Here is a 16,568-nt window from a genome sequence, read left to right on the forward strand (position 1 = left end):
ACTATTGGGCGTGCCAGCCCAGTTGACTGGAAATGCGCTGGGTGGCTGCAACGAGCTGTTTGACGTAATCCTGCTTGAGTTCTTCGCGAAAGCGGAAGCAGGGGAATGACACGCTCATGCCGCCGATCACATGGCCAAACCGGTCGCGAATTGGCGCGGCCAGACAGCGCATATTGTCTTCGAACTCTTCATGGTCTTCGGCGTAGCCCTGATCGCGAACCACTTGAAGCTCCTGCAAATAGGCATCAACGGTGGTCAGGGTATTAGCCGTACGGCGTTCGAAGCTTTCTTCCTGCAAGTGAGCAAGCAACTCAGGCTGCTCCAGCCACGCCATCAGCACTTTGCCAATCCCGGTGCAGTACAGCGGTGCGCGTCGACCAATGCGCGAGTACATGCGCAAGTTGTATTTGGAGTCGATCTTGTGCACATAAACGATGCTGCCTTCGTCAAGAATCCCCAAGTGCACGGTCTCACCGGTCAGCTCGTTGATACGGCGCATACCCGGTTCAGCCTCGCGGACGATGTCCAGATGGGGCAAGGCTTGCGCGCCCAATTCAAATAGCCGGACGCTGAGCCGGTATCGATCCTCGGCATCCTGCACCACATAACCGCGTGCCTTGAGTGACTGCAAAAAGCGGTAAACCGTGCTTTTGGACATGTCCAGTTTCTGCGCGATTTCCGATACGCCGCTTTCCTCGGGATGTTCTGCCAATGCCTCTAGTACCGCCATGGTCCGGCCTACTGCGGAGACCAGTTCATTGTTCTGGAGAGTGCTGTTGTCCATGAAGGCTCCAACGGGAACGGAAAACCCAAGGATATACGCTAGCGAATCAAAACGCTGTTTCATTTTTCTTGACGGGCTGGAAAATCTGATCAAAACTCCTTCACAAGCTACAAATGAAACGCCGTTTTAAAAATAATAAAGGCGCGTAATGATGAATGTAATTTCAAGACAACGGCCACAATCCGTCTCAAGCCAACCCATCAAAGTCGCATTGGTGGGTGAGTGCATGATCGAGATGCGCGCCGAGTCAGCCTCGGACTTCAGCCAGACGTTCGGCGGTGACACGCTGAATACCGCGGTCTATCTGGCCCGGCTGAATCCCGTCTCACGCATTGCGGTGGAGTACGTGACCGCCATCGGTGCAGACAGCTTCAGCGACGCCATGCGCCAGCTGTGGTGTGACGAGAGAGTCGGCAACCAGCATGTGCGGGTGATCAAGGATGCATTGCCAGGTCTGTACGTTATCCAGACGGATCCCCGTGGCGAACGGCGCTTTGTGTATTGGCGCGGTCAGGCTGCCGCACGGCGCATGTTCGACGGGCCTGACGCGGATGCAATGCTGCAGGCTCTGGCCAATTACGATGTCCTTTACCTCAGCGGCATCAGCCTGGCGATCCTCACGCCTCAAGGCCGCGAACGCCTCCTACAAGCTGTAGGTCAGGCCCGCGAATCCGGTACCCGGATTGTCTTCGATAACAATTTCCGTCCTCACCTGTGGCCTGACGCCGACGCAGCGCGCAAGGCCTACAGCGACATTCTGCGCCTGACCGATCTGGCCCTGATTACCTGGGAAGACGACGAAGCCCTGTTTGGATACGCCGATGTCGAGGCCTTGTTCCGGGCCTACGCCAGCTTCGGCGTGGGCGAAGTGGTGCTCAAGCGCGGCGCGCAGTCATGTCTGATCGACTGTGCCGGGGAACGCTATGAAGTACCGGCTGAGTCGGTACACAACATCGTCGACACCACGGCGGCAGGTGATTCCTTTAGCGCCGGCTATCTCTCGTGTCGCCTACAAGGTGGCGAGCCGGAGCTGGCCGCCCAGTGCGGACATCGACTGGCCGCTCAAGTCGTCCAGCATCGCGGTGCACTGATCCCTAACGCCGCAATGCCCAGTCTGGATATGCCTACATTTTCTTTTGCCGCAGAGGCCCGCAACTGATGAAAATCATTGAAGCTCGCGTGATCGTTACCTGCCCGGGTCGTAACTTGATCACCCTTAAAATCGTCACGGACGCCGGCATTTACGGCATCGGCGACGCCACCCTGAATGGCCGTGAACTGGCAGTGGTCGCGTACCTTGAAGAGCATGTGCTGCCCGCGCTGATCGGGCGCGATGCCCATCGCATCGAAGACATCTGGCAATACTTGTACCGCGGGGCTTACTGGCGCCGTGGCCCGGTGACCATGACCGCGATTGCCGCAGTGGACATCGCGTTGTGGGACATAAAAGCCAAGGCAGCCAACATGCCGCTGTATCAATTGCTGGGCGGCAAAAGCCGCGAGCGGGTGATGGTCTACGGGCACGCTACGGGTAAAGACATCGAAGGTTGCCTGGACGAAGTCGCCCGCCATGTAGAACTGGGTTACAAAGCCGTGCGCGTGCAATGCGGGATTCCCGGCATCGCCACCACCTATGGCGTGGCCAAACGCAGCGGCGAGCGTTATGAACCGGCCGACAGTGATTTGCCTGCCGAGCACATGTGGGACACCGCGAAGTACCTTAACTATGTGCCCAAGCTGTTTGCGGCCGTTCGCGAGCGCTTTGGTGATGACTTGCACATCCTTCATGACGTCCATCATCGCCTCACGCCGATCGAAGCAGGTCGGCTGGGCAAATCCGTCGAGCCCTTCAACCTGTTCTGGCTGGAGGACTGCACCCCGGCTGAAAATCAGGAGGCGTTTCGCCTGATCCGCCAGCACACCACCACGCCACTGGCGGTGGGTGAAGTGTTCAACTCGATTCATGACTGCCGCGAGCTGATTCAGGAACAGTTGATCGACTACATCCGTGCCACGCTGGTGCATGCAGGTGGCATTACCCATGTGCGACGGATTGCCGATTTTGCGGCGCTGTTTCAGGTGCGCACCGGTTTTCACGGTGCCACCGACCTGTCGCCAGTGTGCATGGGCGCCGCGCTGCATTTCGATACCTGGGTGCCCAACTTCGGTATTCAGGAACACATGCCCCACGACGAACGCATCGACGAAGTCTTCCCTCACGCTTATCGCTTTGAAGACGGCCATTTCACCCCTGGCGAAACCCCGGGCCATGGCGTCGATATCGACGAGACCCTCGCAGCGAAATATCCCTACAAACGCGCCAGCCTGCCGGTCAATCGCCTGGAAGACGGCACGCTCTGGCACTGGTAAGACAATCGAACCATCACAACAAAAACATCAGGCGGCGGCCGCCCTGACAGGAGTTACCCGATGAAAGCCTTTCAAGTAAGAGCACCTTTTGAGTTCGGCCTGACCAACGTCGAGGTGCCGCAAATCGCACCCGGCGAAGTCAAGGTGGACGTCGCCTACGCCGGTATCTGCGGCTCGGACATGCACATCATCCACGGCCAGAACGCTTTCGTGCGTTTTCCTCGGGTGACCGGCCACGAGTTCTCCGGCGTGGTACGCGAAGTGGGCGAGGGCGTTGAGCACCTCAAGGCGGGCGACCGCGTGTGCATCGACCCGGTCATCAGTTGCGGTACGTGCTACCCGTGCAGGATTAACCGTCCGAACGTTTGCACCCGATTGCAGGTGATTGGCGTCCACCGCGACGGTGGTTTCAGCGAGCAGGTCTGCGTGCCGGCCAGTAACGCCCATCGCCTGCCTGACTCAATGTCCCTTAGCCACGCTGCGCTGGTGGAACCTTACTCCATTGCGCTCAACGTGCTGGATCGCATGCACGTCCATCCGGGCGACAGTCTGTTGATCTACGGCGCGGGCGTGATTGGCCTGACCCTGGTGCAGATGGCCCGGGCGCTGGGGTTGACCGACATCACCGTCACCGATGTCATCGACGCTCGCCTGGAAACCGCCAGAGCCCTGGGCGCCAGTCGCACCCTCAATGGTCAGGATGTCGACGTCGAAGCCACGATGCGCGAATTGACCCAGGGCGAAGGTGTGCCGCTGATTGTCGACGCAGCGTGCATTCCTGCGCTGATGCCGCAAATGGTTCGTCTGGCCTCGCCAGCGGGACGAATCGGCTTGCTGGGCTTCAATGCAACGCCGAGTGATCTGGTGCAACTGGAGATGATCAAGAAAGAGCTGACGCTGGTGGGCTCGCGCCTGAACAACCGCAAGTTTCCCAAGGTGATCGAATTGATCGCCAGCGGCAAATTGCAGGTTCAGGAACTGGTCAGCCATCAGGTGTCTTTCGACGAGATGCCAGCGGCCATCGACCTGATCGAAAACCATCCTGAACAGACCCGCAAGGTGCTGGTGCAGTTGAGTGAAGCGCGTCACTAGTCCGATATAGATACGAGTGCCCCTTTGGGCACCCTCACCGAATAAACATAAAAAGCGGGAGGTTCCAATGTTTGGTCAAGGTCGTACATTAATTATCATCATGCTGTTCCTGGCAGGCGTCATTAACTACCTGGATCGCTCGGCATTGTCCGTGGCAGCTCCTTTCATCCAGAAGGACTACGGTCTGACGACGGGTGAGATGGGCATGATCTTCAGTAGTTTTTTCGTCGGCTACGCGGCGTTCAACTTCATCGGTGGCTGGGCGGCTGACCGCTACGGCGCGAAAACCACTCTGCTGTTGGCGATGGTGCTGTGGTCTCTGTTCAGCGGCCTCACTGTGCTGACCGTAGGCTTTGCTTCTCTGGTGCTAATCCGCATTCTGTTCGGCATGGGTGAAGGACCTCTGAGCGTTACCACGAGCAAGATGGTCAACAACTGGTACACGCCAAAACAGCGGGCTCGGGCGCTGGGTTCGTCGATGTCCGGCACGCCGCTGGGCGGTGCGATCTCCGGGCCTGTCGTGGGCTTTATCGCCATCAGCTACGGCTGGAAGGTCTCATTCATTATCATCATGATCGTGGGCCTGATCTGGGCTGCGGTCTGGTACAAGTTCGTCAAGGACAAACCAGAAGGTAAGGTTGCCGAGGAAATCCAGCGCGCCGAAGGCACGAGCGAAGTGGCTTCGTTGCCGGTGCATCCGCTGCGTTATTACCTTAAACAACCCACTGTGCTGTTCACCTCGCTGGCGTTCTTTTCCTATAACTACACGCTGTTCTTCTTCCTGACCTGGTTCCCAAGCTACCTGACCATGGCCCACGGCTTGAACGTCAAGGACATGAGCATTGCCACCGTCATTCCGTGGCTGCTGGGTTTCCTGGGTCTGGCGCTGGGCGGTTTCATCTCCGACTTCGTGTTCAAGAAGACCGGACGGATGATGTTCTCGCGCAAAGTCGTACTGGTCACCTGCCTGCTGGCGTGTGCGGCCTGCATTGCGGTAGCGGGGATCGTCAAAACGCTTTATCCGGCGGTCATTCTCGTCGCACTGGCGGTGTTCTTCCTGTACCTGACCGGCGCCATCTACTGGGCGATCATCCAGGACACCGTGCCTGCTGCCCGGGTTGGTGGTGTTAGCGGCTTCATGCATTTTCTGGCGAACACCTCGGGGATCATTGGCCCGACCCTGACCGGTTTTCTGGTGCAATTCACCGGTTCGTTTACCAGTGCATTCCTGTTGGCAGGGCTGTTGACCGTGATCGGCGCGGTCTGTGTGGCGCGCTACGTCAAACCGCTAAGCGCTGCCGACACCGGTGAAGCGGCTGTGCCGGTTCCGCAACATGATTCGGCCTTGAGCCATCCCAGAACATAAGGAGTGTGTCGATGCCTATTGTGAACCGCGTGCCCGCTACCGGCACTGCGTCAGAACCGGAAGCGGTCATTGGAATTGTGCATCTGGGCCTGGGGGCGTTTCATCGCGCCCATCAGGCGGTCTACCTGCAACGTAACCTCAATCGTCATGGCCAGAGCGACTGGGGGTTGTGCAGCGCCAATTTGCGCTCCAATCGTGCGGTGGTTGATCTTTTACGTGAACAGGACGGTCGCTACCACATTGCCGAGTACAGCGACCGCGAACAGGTGACGCTGCGTGAAATTGCTGTCCTGCGCGAAGCGTTATATGCGGGTGAGGGCGGTAATGAGCTGGAGTTGCTGTTACAGCGCATGGCCGCGCCGCAAACGCGGATTGTCACGCTCACCGTCACTGAAAAAGGTTATTGCCTGAGCCCATCCACAGGGCAACTACGCCTTGAGGACCCGACGATTGCCCATGACATTGCTCATCCGCAAACGCCACGTTCGGCACCGGGCATTGTACTCGAAGCCTTGCGCCGCCGCCGCGCGGCCGGGATTCCGGCGTTTACTGTGCTGTGTTGCGACAACATGCCTGATAACGGCCAGCGCACCCGGCAGGCAGTACGCGGACTGGCAGTACGCGGACTGGCGGCAGAGCAGGACCAGGAACTGGCGCAGTGGATCGATCAGCACGTAGCGTTTCCCAGCTGCATGGTCGACCGGATTGTCCCGGCCATGACGGCAGAGTCTTTCAGTCGTCTGGAGCAGCAACTGGACTGCCACGACCCTGCGGCGGTGGTCTGTGAAAGCTTTAGCCAGTGGGTCATCGAGGACAACTTTCCGCTGGGTCGCCCTGACTGGGAAGTGGAAGGCGTGCAGATGGTCGACGACGTGCAGCCCTTCGAAACGATGAAGCTGCGCATGCTCAACGGCAGCCATTCCCTATTGGCCTATGTGGGTGTGCTGGCAGGTCATGAGTCGGTGTTCGAGGCTGTTAACGATCCGCGACTGGCGGGGCTTATCGAGCACTATATGACCCACGAAGCAGCGCCCACCCTGAACATGCCAGCGGGTATCGACCTTGCACTCTATGCCCGCGATCTGAAGGTGCGCTTTGCCAATGACAGCCTGCAACACCGGCTGCGACAGATCGCCATGGACGGTTCGCAGAAACTGCCGCAACGCTGGTTGCTGGGTGCACAGCAACTGCTCGACAACGGTCGCGACATTTCCAGCACCGCGCTGGGCATTGCCGCCTGGATTCGCTACTGCACACAAGCGTCGGGGCAAGTGATTGATGACCCGTTGAACGCCACCTTTGCTGATCTGGCGGGGCGATACGAAGGCGCATCACTGGTGGATGCGTTTCTGGAACTGGATGAAGTCTTCCCGACCGAGCTGTCGAAGCGATCGGCGTTTCGCGACGCCGTGCAACAGGCCTATGCCTCGCTGACAGGCGACGGCATAAACAGCGTGTTGCAACGCTTTGCTGCTCATAACTAACAAGAAAGGAGAAGCACATGGAACAGACATGGCGCTGGTTCGGCCCCAAAGACCCGATTTCTTTGGCAGACGTTCGGCAAACCGGCGCGACCGGCATCGTCACTGCGCTGCACGAAATTCCCAATGGCGAGGTGTGGCCAGTAGAAGCCATCGCCACGCGCAAGCAGATGATTGAAGCCGCGGGTCTGACCTGGTCGGTTGTGGAGAGCATCCCGGTACACGAAGACATCAAGCGCGGCTGCGGCCGACGTGACGAGTACATTGCCAACTACCAGCAGAGCGTGCGTAACCTGGCCAGCTGCGGCATCGATATCGTCTGCTACAACTTCATGCCGGTGCTGGACTGGACGCGTACCGACCTTGCGTGGCAACTGGCGGATGGAGGCTGGGCGCTGCGTTTTGATCAGACTGCATTTGCCGCGTTCGATCTGTTCATCCTCAAGCGTCCCGGGGCAGAAGCCGAGTACAGCGACGCAGATGTTCAGCAAGCCAAGGTCTATTTCGACGGGCTGAGCGACAGCCAGAGCCAGGCACTGGTCAATACCCTGATCGCAGGTTTACCGGGCGCTGAAGAGCATTACACGCTGGAAGATTTCCGGGCCCTGCTGCGCACTTACGCAGACATCGACGAAGCCAGATTGCGCGAGCATCTGGGCTATTTTCTGCGTGCATTGATTCCCGTAGCAGAAGAAGTCGGCGTGCGAATGGCTATCCACCCGGACGATCCGCCGCGTGCGCTGCTTGGTCTGCCGCGTATCCTCTCTACTGCGGCCGATGCTCAGTGGTTACTGGACGCCGCGCCTAGCCAGGCCAATGGATTGACGTTCTGCACCGGGTCCTATGGCGTGCGCGAAGATAACGATCTTGTGGCGATGGCGAAGCACTTTGCGCCGTACATCTACTTCACGCACCTGCGCTCAACCCGCCGCGAAGCCGACCCGCGCAGCTTCCACGAAGCGCATCATCTGGACGGTGACGTAGACATGGTCGGCGTTATCCGCGAGCTGGTCACCGAAGAGCGCAGACGCGAACGCGAAGGCGGCCCACGCCTGCCGCTGCGTCCGGACCACGGTCATCAACTGCTGGACGATCAGCACCGCAAGAGCAATCCCGGTTATTCATTGATTGGTCGGCTTAAAGGGCTGGCTGAGATTCGCGGGGTTGAATTGGCCGTGCGGCAGCAGTTGGGTTGATATCGCGGGCAAGCACCGCTCCCACAGGTGGGAATGCGATCTCATGTGGGAGCGGTGCTTGCCCGCGATACAGGCGCCACAGATATAAAGTCAACGCTAACCCCTAACATCCTCCGGCTCCAGCGCTTGCAGCCAACGCCCCTCCGAACGGCTCAAATGCTGGCGCATTGAGGTCTGGGCGCCAAGCACGTCTTTGCTGGCAACCGCGCGCAGAATCGCCTCATGCTCAATGACTGCAGCTTCCCAAGTCGAAGCACTCTCTGAGTGCTTGCTGAGGTGGGCTGAAATCGGATTATGTCGCTCATCAAACAGCGCCGTAATGATCCGCACCAGGGCCGAGTTGCCGCTCATTTTAGCCAGCCGCTGATGAAATTTACGGTCGTCCTCAAGGGGCGGCAGGCCGTTGGCAATGCTTTCACGCATCGCGTCGATACAGTCCTGCAAAAAACGGTAATCGCTTTTCTTGCCATGCAAACAGGCCAGAATCACACTCTCACCTTCGATCAGCGCACGGGCCTGCATCAGCTCCGATGGGCTTTCGCCCAAGGTTACAGGCTTGCTGTTGCCGTCCTTGAGGCTGGCGCGCACATAGACGCCCGAGCCCATTTTGATTTCAACGGCACCTTCGATTTCCAGCGCAATCAGCGCCTCGCGCAGCGAAGGTCGGGACACCCCCAGCAGCCGTGTCAGATCCCGTTCGGGAGGCAGCCTCGCGCCGGTTTTGAATTCCGCCTGCGCGATGTAATTGCGCAGTTGATCGGCAATTTTCTGATACGGCTTTCGCTCAGCGGCGTTGATCGGTGAAACCATGGCGTCGGCGTCCATCGGAAAGTTGGCGAAGGCTACCATAGCGACCGTTTACTTCGCCGCTGCTGAAGCGGTCCATGGAATAGAGGCTCAGGGCGTCATCACATCACCGCGCCGATCTGCCACGGCAAGAACTCGTTATCCCCCAGACCATTTTCTTCACTGCAGGTTTGCCGTCCGGAAGCGGTATCCAGCATCAACTGGAACAAGCGCTGGCCGGACTCGGCCACTGATTCCAGGCCATCAACAATCCCTCCGGCATTGAAATCCATGTCCAGCTCCATCCGCTGGAACAGCCCGGTATTGGTAGCGATCTTCAGCGATGGGGTGGGCTTGCAGCCATAGGTCGAACCCCGGCCGGTAGTAAAACAGATGAGGTTCGCGCCACCCGCCACCTGACCCGTAGCCGACACAGGGTCATAGCCGGGCGTGTCCATGAACACCAGCCCGCGGGCTTCAATGGTTTCCGCATACTGGTAAACCCCCATCAAACCGGTGGCACCTGCTTTGGCCACAGCGCCCAGGGATTTTTCCAGAATAGTGGTGATGCCCCCGGCCTTGTTGCCCGGCGAGGGATTGTTGTTCATGTCACCGTCGTTGTGCTGCACGTAGGCTTCCCACCAGCGAATCCGCTCCATCAATTTAGCTGCGATGTCGGGGGCGGCGGCGCGGGCCGTCAGCAGGTGTTCAGCGCCATAAATCTCCGGGGTTTCCGAAAGAATCGCGGTGCCGCCTTGCTTGACCAGCAGATCCACCGCTGCGCCCAGTGCCGGGTTGGCGGTAATCCCCGAGTAGCCGTCCGAACCACCGCATTGCAAACCAACGCACAGATGACTGGCGGGGACGGTTGTGCGCTTGAAGCTGTTAATGACCGGCAACATCGCCTCTATATAAGCAATGCCACGTTGCACGGTTTCGCGCGTGCCGCCCGCGTCCTGAATGATCAGGCTTGCCTTGAGCAGGGCCGAGCGATCGTCAAGCTCATCAAGCAACGGCGTAAGCTGGTTAACCTCACACCCCAGACCGATCAACAGTACTCCGGCGAAGTTGGCGTGATTCGCGTAGCCGCTTAGCGTCCGTTTAAGGATATCGATGCCTTCGCCTTTGGCCCCCATGCCGCAGCCGCTGCCGTGGGTGATGGCAACCACGCCGTCGACGTTGGGAAAGTCCTTCAAACGTCCGTCAGAGAACGCCTGGGCAATGTGTTTACAGACAGTCGCGGAGCAATTGACGCTGGAAATGATCCCGATGTAATTACGGGTACCGACGCGTCCATCGTCGCGCAGGTAACCTTCGAATGTGACCGGCTCATGGCTCAATGCTGTGGGCACGTAAGCGTTTTGCACGCTGTGTTCGGTCGTGGCGGTCGGCATCGCGAGGTTATGTACGTGCACATAGTCGCCGGGCTCGATGCGCTGGGTCGCCTGGCCGATAGTCTGGCCATATTTGAGTACCTGCTGCCCGACAGCCACGCTGCGCAGCGCAATCTTGTGGCCAGACGGAATCGACTGCCGAGAGATAAGCTGGATGCCGTCAGCGCTCAACGGCTGGCCTTCGGCGATGTCGCCCCGGGCCACAGCGACATCATCTCCGGGTGTCAAAACAAGCAAGGAGGGCTGGTTCATGGTGCGTCCTCTTTAACGGTTTTTCAGCACTCGATGATGGCTTTGACGACGCCCTGTTTCGGGTCGAGCAAGGTGGTGAACGACTCGGCCACATTCTTGAGTGTCAGCCGATGGGTGTTCAACGCTGCGTCCGGAATCAGGCCGTTGCGCAAGCATTCCTCCACATAGTGGAAGTCTTCCTTTGTGGCGTTACGGCTGCCCATTAACGTGGCTTCACGCTTGTGAAATTCAGGGTCGGAAAAGGTAATGGAATCCCTGACCACCGAAATCATCACGTAAGTGCCGCCGTGCGCGATGAACTCGAAGCCGCGTTCCATCGCCCGGGCATTGCCGGTGGCATCGAATACCACGTCGAAGAAATCACCCTCTGTGAGGTCAGACAGGGCCTGCTTGTCGCCTTCGCCGATTTTCACGGCCGCGTGGATATTCAAATGCTGCGAGCAGAACGCCAGTCGATCATCCCGGGTATCCAGCACCGTGACCTTCGCGCCGCGCAGGCTGGCGAAGATCGCCGCTGCCATGCCAATCGGGCCGGTACCGACCACCAGCACGCGCTTGTCTGCCTGAACATTTGAGCGCCGCACCGCGTGTGCGCCGATCGACAGGAATTCGATCATGGCGGCCTGATCAAGGGACACACCCACCGCTTTGTGGACGAATGCCTGGGGGATGCTCAGGTATTCGGTGAAAGCTCCATCGCAGTGAACCCCCAGCACCTGGATGCGGGTGCAGCAGTTGGTTTTGCCTTGACGGCAGGCGATGCAGGTCCCGCAGGAAAGGTAAGGCATGACGTAAACCACATCGCCAATAGCCAGCTCGCTGGTGCCGTCAGCGTCTTCGACCACCCCGGAGAACTCATGGCCCATCACGCGCGGATAATCGAGGTAAGGCTGGTTGCCGGTGTAGATATGCAGGTCAGTGCCGCAGACGCCAACACGTTTGACACGGATCAGGACCTCTCCGGGTTGCCGGACCGGTTTGTCACGTTCAATGGCGGTCAACGAGCCAGGTTCATTACAGATGACAGTCAGCATGCTGATGCTCCTTGGTAATAGGGAAGGACACCGAACGCGCTGCGGATGGGGGATCTATTCATCAGTGGGATCTCTTTTTGTTGTAGTCGGACAGGTGCCCGCTCGGATGATCACGGCTGAAAAACTACACGCCGCACATTACATTGGCAAGACCAATATCAAATGAATCTAGATTGGACTGACCAATTGTATTGTTCAGGTAAATGAATGCGGCACCGGACGCCCGCTTGTAAAACCGATGATGTGACCTTCATGATGATCAGCGGGCCTTGATCCGGCCCGAGCACTCTCAAGCACCCTCGCAGGGCATAAGGACAAAAAGATGTTTGAACTGGACTACGCACTGGCGCAGGAGATAGTCGACCGGGCGATGGCCATCCTGCCGTGCAACGTCAATGTGATGGACAGCCAGGGATTGATCCTGGGCAGCGGTGAAGTCGGGCGTATCAATACCCGCCACGAGGGTGCGCAGCAGGTTTTGGCCACTCAGCAAACCGTGTCCATCGACATTCATCAGGCATCGGGCCTCAAGGGCGTTCAACCGGGTATCAACGTACCGCTCATGCATGACGGGCGATTGATTGGCGTACTGGGGCTGACAGGGGATCCGCAAGCGCTAGGCACTTACGCGCAATTGTTGCAGATGACCGCTGAAATGCTCGTCGTTCAGCGCCATCGGGAGGCTGAGCGCCAATGGCGCAAATCGCGTATTGATGAACTCCTGTCACTGCTGCTGGGTGAAACTGGCGAACCGGGCCGGCTGCTGGATGAAGCGCAACGAATGGGCCTCAAACCTCAGCTTGCACGCACACCGATATGGATTGAGCTGGCCTCGGATCAGGCCATTGCAGCGGTCTGTGAATGGTTACAGGGGCGAACGCCGGACAGCTGGTGCCTGAGTTACTCTGCTAAAACACTGCTCTGGTGCCACCCGTCAGCAACGGTTATTGATCCGGACAAGCTCCTGCAGAAAATGCAGGCCCAGGGCTGGCTGATAGACCGCATGGCAGTCGGAGTGCCTGCGCAAAGCATCGTGCAACTGCGCAAAGTCAGTGCCCGGGTGAAGACACTCAGCGCTTATGGACTGGCGGTGACGACACACGAGAAAGTCTTGCACCTGACGCGTTATCGCCTGCCGGTGATGTTGTGGGCGCATCGGGACGAGGGCGCAACAGACGAATTGTTGGCGATTGTCGAGAAGGTCCGTGCCAGGGACAGCAATGGCCAGTTGATGCAGACCCTGCGCAGTTGGTGTGAACATAGCGGTCAGGTTCAACAGTGCGCAGCAGCATTGGGCTTGCACCGCAACAGCCTGCGCTACCGAATGGATCGCATCGCGGAAATCACCGGGCTGGACCTCGACAGGCTGGACGATGTGATGACGTTATATCTCGGCGTGCAATTGCTGCCGGAAACTCCACTGGCTTGTGCGGGCGACCAATTAAGTAATTAATTTATTGTTCTGAAGACCGAAGCGTATTAGATGCATAGGCTGTCAGCCTGAAGACACAACAAATAGATCGCCGGAGAGCGTCGATGAAGATCGTCATAGCACCTGATTCGTTTAAAGACAGCCTGAGTGCCGCCGGTGCAGCTCAAGCGATTGCGCTGGGGCTGGCGGAAGTCTTTCCCCAGGCCGAACTTGTTCAATGCCCCATGGCCGATGGCGGTGAGGGCACCGTTGACGCGATTCTCGCGGTACTCGACGGTGAGCGACGTCAGTCTGTCGTCACCGGACCACTGGGCACTGAGGTCACTGCTCATTGGGGGTGGTTACCCGAGTCACGTACCGCAATCATTGAAATGGCCGAGGCCAGTGGCTTGCAACTGGTGGCAGTGGCGCAACGTGACGCGTGTATCACCTCTACTGTGGGTACCGGCCAACTGATCGTTGAAGCCCTTGATGCTGGCGCTGAGAAAGTCGTATTGACCATCGGCGGCAGCGCAACCAACGACGGCGGCGCGGGCATGCTCACTGCGCTGGGTGTGCGTTTTTATGATGCACAAGAAAACGAAGTGCAGCCCGGTGGTTTGGCGCTGGCCGGTCTGGCGCGCATCGAGCTGAAAGGCCTTGACCCGCGTTTGCAGTCCGTCAGCTTCGAAATTGCCGCTGATGTCGATAACCCGCTGTGCGGGCCCCATGGTGCGTCATTTACCTTTGGCCGACAAAAAGGCGCGAGCCCTGAGCAAATACAATCACTGGACCACGCACTGGCCCACTATGCGGACTGCTGCGCTGCCGTGCTTGAGCACGATGTGCGGGACGAACCCGGCGCGGGTGCTGCGGGAGGCATGGGCTTTGCCGCAAAAGCGTTCCTGAAAGCGGGTTTTCGACCTGGGGTTGAAGTGGTTGCCGAGTTGGTCGGCCTGGCAGATAAAGTTCAGGGCGCAGACTTTGTGGTCAGTGGGGAGGGCAGTTGCGACTTCCAGACCCTGAGGGGCAAAACCCCTATGGGGGTCGCCCGGATCGCGCAAAAGCATAATGTGCCGGTGCTGATTCTCGCTGGCACTCTGGGTGAAGGTTATGAAGCGCTTTATCAGCACGGCATTACCGCCGCGTTTTCGGTGGTTTCAGGTCCCATGAGTCTGACTGATGCCTGTCAGGACGCCTCGCGCTTGTTGCAGCAGAGCGCCAGGGATGTCGCCCGCGTCTGGCAACTGGGGCACACACGACGCTAGTTATCTTCGACGTTATCAATGTGCTTGAAACGCTCGATCAGAAAGTCGATCAGGCTGCGCACCCGCGCTGACAAATGCAGTTGCTGCGGATACACCGCATACACGTCAGCGCGGGTCGGCGTCTGGTCCTCAAGCACTAGCCGCAGGCGGCCACTGCGCACATAACGGGCAATGTCCCATTCGGCCCTGAGCAGTATGCCGAACCCCTCCAGCGCCCAGTTCAGGGCGACTTCGCCGTCATTACAACCCAGTGCGCCATGCACCTTGACGTTGTCCGTGCGCCCGCCATTGGTAAAGCTCCAGACCCCGTAAGGTGACTCGTTCTGGCGAATGAAAATGCAGTTATGGTTCTGCAGTTCACTGAGCTTCTGCGGTGTGCCGTATTTTTCCAGGTACAGCGGCGAGGCACACAGCAAACGCCGGTTGGAGGCAATCTTTCGTGCATGAAAGGCGGCGTCCGGCAGGGTTCCGAAACGAATGCCCAAATCGAAACCGTGTGCCGCCAGATCCAGAGGATGGTCACTGATTTCCAGCTGGATTTCGACTTCGGGATACAGGGCGAAGAACGCCGCGAGGGCAGGGCCAACATGCCGACGGCCGAAGCCCAGGGACGCGTTGACGCGAATCAAGCCTTTAGGCGTGGCACGACTGCTACTCATCAACTGCTCAAGATCGTCGATCTGGGTCAGGATGCGCGCCGCATGAGAGAAATACAGTTCGCCCTCCGAGGTCAGGCTCATTGATCGTGTCGTACGGTTGACCAGGCGGATGCCTAGCCGCGCCTCCAGCGCGGTCAAGCGTTTACTCACGGCTGGCGGGGTAACGCCCAGCTCGCGTGCTGTCGCCGCAAGGCTGCCCTTGTTGGCCAACAAGTGGAAAAAAGACAAATCCAGGGTCTGGCTCATTCGTAACTCAAAGTTATTTATGTAGTGATTTGGAGTAACTCATGCGTCTTGATTCACTACATATACTCCGATCACACCCCGTTTGGACAGCCCGGTTCGACGGGAATAACAAGAACGTGACGAGAGTGGAGTTGACGATGAGCGCATACAAAATTGCTGCAGTTCCAGGTGACGGCATCGGTGTTGAAGTCATCGCGGCAGGCGTTGAAGTGCTGCAGGCCCTGTCTGAAAAATCCGGCTTCGAACTGGATTTCAAACACTTCGACTGGAATTCCGACAACTACCTGAAAAACGGTTACTACATTCCCGAGGACGGCCTGGAAGAGCTGAAAACCTTCGATGCGATTTTCTTCGGTGCGGTCGGCGCACTCAACGTGCCAGACCATATTTCCCTTTGGGGCCTGCGTCTGCCCATCTGTCAGGGCTTTGATCAGTACGCAAACGTACGTCCGGCGCGAGTGCTGCCGGGGGTTAAAAGCCCGCTGCATAACGGCGAGCAGATCGACTGGGTGGTGGTGCGGGAAAACTCAGAGGGTGAATACTCCGGTAACGGTGGCCGTGTTCACCGTGATTTGCCTGAAGAAGTCGCCACTGAAGTGTCGGTATTTACCCGTGCAGGGGTAGAGCGCATTCATCGTTTTGCGTTCGAGTTGGCGCAAAGCCGTCCACGCAAACATCTGACCATGGTCACCAAGTCCAACGCCCAGCGACACGGCATGGTGTTGTGGGACGAGATTTTCTATGAGGTTGCCAAGGACTTTCCGGACGTCAAAATCGATAAGGAACTGGTCGACGCAGTGACCACGCGGATGGTGCTGAAACCGTCGACGCTGGACGTCATCGTCGCCACCAATCTGCATGCCGACATTCTCTCGGACCTTGCCGCTGCCTTGTCCGGCAGCCTGGGCATTGCACCGACGGCCAATCTCAACCCGTCGCGCAAATTCCCTTCAATGTTCGAGCCGATTCACGGCTCTGCGTTCGACATCACGGGCAAAGGCGTGGCGAATCCGATCGCGACGTTCTGGACCGCCGCAATGATGCTTGAACATCTGGGTGAGCCCGCAGCCGCCAAGCAATTGATGTCGGCCATCGAAGCGGTAACCGAGAGTGGCTTGCATACTCCGGACCTCGGCGGCACCGCCACTACCCGGCAGATCACCGATGCGGTGATCGCGCTGATCAAGCGCTGATTCAAAGTAGTACTGCGGCACAACGCCAAGGGGCAG

At 58.4% G+C, this 16,568-nt stretch carries 14 protein-coding genes; 9 read left to right on the plus strand and 5 right to left on the minus strand.

Annotation, left to right across the window (positions count from 1 at the left end):
- Position 1: 1 nt before the first annotated feature.
- Positions 2-784 (minus strand): DNA-binding transcriptional regulator KdgR, encoded by a 783-nt coding sequence (gene kdgR, locus EE949_RS11690; RefSeq protein WP_122664425.1) that lies wholly within the window; start codon positions 782-784, stop codon positions 2-4.
- Between the two features lie 151 nt (positions 785-935).
- Between kdgR and EE949_RS11695 the strand changes: the two genes are divergently transcribed.
- The 6 genes from EE949_RS11695 (at position 936) to uxuA (ending at position 8,289) form a co-directional block, all read left to right on the plus strand.
- Positions 936-1,943: a sugar kinase gene (locus EE949_RS11695; RefSeq protein WP_122664426.1), complete on the plus strand. Its 1,008-nt coding sequence runs from the start codon at positions 936-938 to the stop codon at positions 1,941-1,943.
- Entirely contained in the window at positions 1,943-3,154 is a 1,212-nt protein-coding gene (manD, locus tag EE949_RS11700; RefSeq protein ID WP_122664427.1) for a D-mannonate dehydratase ManD, read from the plus strand. The genes EE949_RS11695 and manD overlap by 1 nt, the downstream gene beginning before the upstream one ends.
- A gap of 60 nt (positions 3,155-3,214) precedes the next feature.
- The gene (locus EE949_RS11705) at positions 3,215-4,246 is read left to right on the plus strand and encodes a Zn-dependent oxidoreductase (protein WP_122664428.1); all 1,032 of its coding nucleotides are present in this window, start codon (positions 3,215-3,217) and stop codon (positions 4,244-4,246) included.
- A gap of 67 nt (positions 4,247-4,313) precedes the next feature.
- A complete protein-coding gene (locus tag EE949_RS11710) occupies positions 4,314-5,612 on the plus strand; it encodes an MFS transporter (protein WP_122664429.1) in 1,299 nt (432 codons plus the stop codon).
- 11 nt (positions 5,613-5,623) lie between these two features.
- Positions 5,624-7,096: a mannitol dehydrogenase family protein gene (locus EE949_RS11715; protein WP_122664430.1), complete on the plus strand. Its 1,473-nt coding sequence runs from the start codon at positions 5,624-5,626 to the stop codon at positions 7,094-7,096.
- Positions 7,097-7,113: 17 nt separating this feature from the next.
- Positions 7,114-8,289: a mannonate dehydratase gene (gene uxuA / locus EE949_RS11720; RefSeq protein ID WP_122664431.1), complete on the plus strand. Its 1,176-nt coding sequence runs from the start codon at positions 7,114-7,116 to the stop codon at positions 8,287-8,289.
- 96 nt (positions 8,290-8,385) lie between these two features.
- Here uxuA and EE949_RS11725 read toward each other — a convergent pair whose 3' ends face one another.
- From EE949_RS11725 to EE949_RS11735, 3 genes are all read right to left on the minus strand, one after another.
- Positions 8,386-9,099 (minus strand): FadR/GntR family transcriptional regulator, encoded by a 714-nt coding sequence (locus EE949_RS11725; protein WP_122664488.1) that lies wholly within the window; start codon positions 9,097-9,099, stop codon positions 8,386-8,388.
- A 98-nt stretch (positions 9,100-9,197) separates the two neighbouring features.
- Positions 9,198-10,721, minus strand: coding sequence for a UxaA family hydrolase (locus tag EE949_RS11730; RefSeq protein ID WP_122664432.1), 1,524 nt, complete (start codon positions 10,719-10,721; stop codon positions 9,198-9,200).
- A gap of 23 nt (positions 10,722-10,744) precedes the next feature.
- Positions 10,745-11,755 (minus strand): zinc-binding alcohol dehydrogenase family protein, encoded by a 1,011-nt coding sequence (locus EE949_RS11735; protein WP_122664433.1) that lies wholly within the window; start codon positions 11,753-11,755, stop codon positions 10,745-10,747.
- A gap of 322 nt (positions 11,756-12,077) precedes the next feature.
- Here EE949_RS11735 and EE949_RS11740 point away from each other — a divergent pair, with 322 nt between their 5' ends.
- Together EE949_RS11740 and EE949_RS11745 are read left to right on the plus strand one after the other, a co-directional pair.
- Positions 12,078-13,208 (plus strand): sugar diacid recognition domain-containing protein, encoded by a 1,131-nt coding sequence (locus EE949_RS11740; RefSeq protein ID WP_122664434.1) that lies wholly within the window; start codon positions 12,078-12,080, stop codon positions 13,206-13,208.
- A gap of 83 nt (positions 13,209-13,291) precedes the next feature.
- Entirely contained in the window at positions 13,292-14,434 is a 1,143-nt protein-coding gene (locus tag EE949_RS11745) for a glycerate kinase (RefSeq protein ID WP_122664435.1), read from the plus strand.
- On the opposite strand, the gene EE949_RS11750 is transcribed toward EE949_RS11745, so the two are convergent.
- Positions 14,431-15,339: a LysR family transcriptional regulator gene (locus EE949_RS11750; RefSeq protein WP_122664436.1), complete on the minus strand. Its 909-nt coding sequence runs from the start codon at positions 15,337-15,339 to the stop codon at positions 14,431-14,433. The two genes, EE949_RS11745 and EE949_RS11750, sit on opposite strands and share 4 nt — an antisense overlap.
- Positions 15,340-15,476: 137 nt before the next feature.
- On the opposite strand from EE949_RS11750, the gene EE949_RS11755 reads away from it, so the two are divergent.
- Positions 15,477-16,532, plus strand: a complete 1,056-nt coding sequence (locus tag EE949_RS11755) for a tartrate dehydrogenase (protein ID WP_122664437.1) — start codon at positions 15,477-15,479, stop codon at positions 16,530-16,532.
- Positions 16,533-16,568: the final 36 nt, after the last annotated feature.

It is taken from the genome of Pseudomonas viridiflava, assembly GCF_900602065.1.
Lineage (GTDB): Bacteria > Pseudomonadota > Gammaproteobacteria > Pseudomonadales > Pseudomonadaceae > Aquipseudomonas.

What these genes read in the sequence shown, in the direction of transcription:
- kdgR (WP_122664425.1), bottom strand. Translation starts at nt 784, where the DNA reads ATGGACAACAGCACTCTCCAGAACAATGAACTGGTCTCCGCAGTAGGC.
- EE949_RS11695 (WP_122664426.1), top strand. Translation starts at nt 936, where the DNA reads ATGAATGTAATTTCAAGACAACGGCCACAATCCGTCTCAAGCCAACCC.
- manD (WP_122664427.1), top strand. Translation starts at nt 1,943, where the DNA reads ATGAAAATCATTGAAGCTCGCGTGATCGTTACCTGCCCGGGTCGTAAC.
- EE949_RS11705 (WP_122664428.1), top strand. Translation starts at nt 3,215, where the DNA reads ATGAAAGCCTTTCAAGTAAGAGCACCTTTTGAGTTCGGCCTGACCAAC.
- EE949_RS11710 (WP_122664429.1), top strand. Translation starts at nt 4,314, where the DNA reads ATGTTTGGTCAAGGTCGTACATTAATTATCATCATGCTGTTCCTGGCA.
- EE949_RS11715 (WP_122664430.1), top strand. Translation starts at nt 5,624, where the DNA reads ATGCCTATTGTGAACCGCGTGCCCGCTACCGGCACTGCGTCAGAACCG.
- uxuA (WP_122664431.1), top strand. Translation starts at nt 7,114, where the DNA reads ATGGAACAGACATGGCGCTGGTTCGGCCCCAAAGACCCGATTTCTTTG.
- EE949_RS11725 (WP_122664488.1), bottom strand. Translation starts at nt 9,099, where the DNA reads ATGGTTTCACCGATCAACGCCGCTGAGCGAAAGCCGTATCAGAAAATT.
- EE949_RS11730 (WP_122664432.1), bottom strand. Translation starts at nt 10,721, where the DNA reads ATGAACCAGCCCTCCTTGCTTGTTTTGACACCCGGAGATGATGTCGCT.
- EE949_RS11735 (WP_122664433.1), bottom strand. Translation starts at nt 11,755, where the DNA reads ATGCTGACTGTCATCTGTAATGAACCTGGCTCGTTGACCGCCATTGAA.
- EE949_RS11740 (WP_122664434.1), top strand. Translation starts at nt 12,078, where the DNA reads ATGTTTGAACTGGACTACGCACTGGCGCAGGAGATAGTCGACCGGGCG.
- EE949_RS11745 (WP_122664435.1), top strand. Translation starts at nt 13,292, where the DNA reads ATGAAGATCGTCATAGCACCTGATTCGTTTAAAGACAGCCTGAGTGCC.
- EE949_RS11750 (WP_122664436.1), bottom strand. Translation starts at nt 15,339, where the DNA reads ATGAGCCAGACCCTGGATTTGTCTTTTTTCCACTTGTTGGCCAACAAG.
- EE949_RS11755 (WP_122664437.1), top strand. Translation starts at nt 15,477, where the DNA reads ATGAGCGCATACAAAATTGCTGCAGTTCCAGGTGACGGCATCGGTGTT.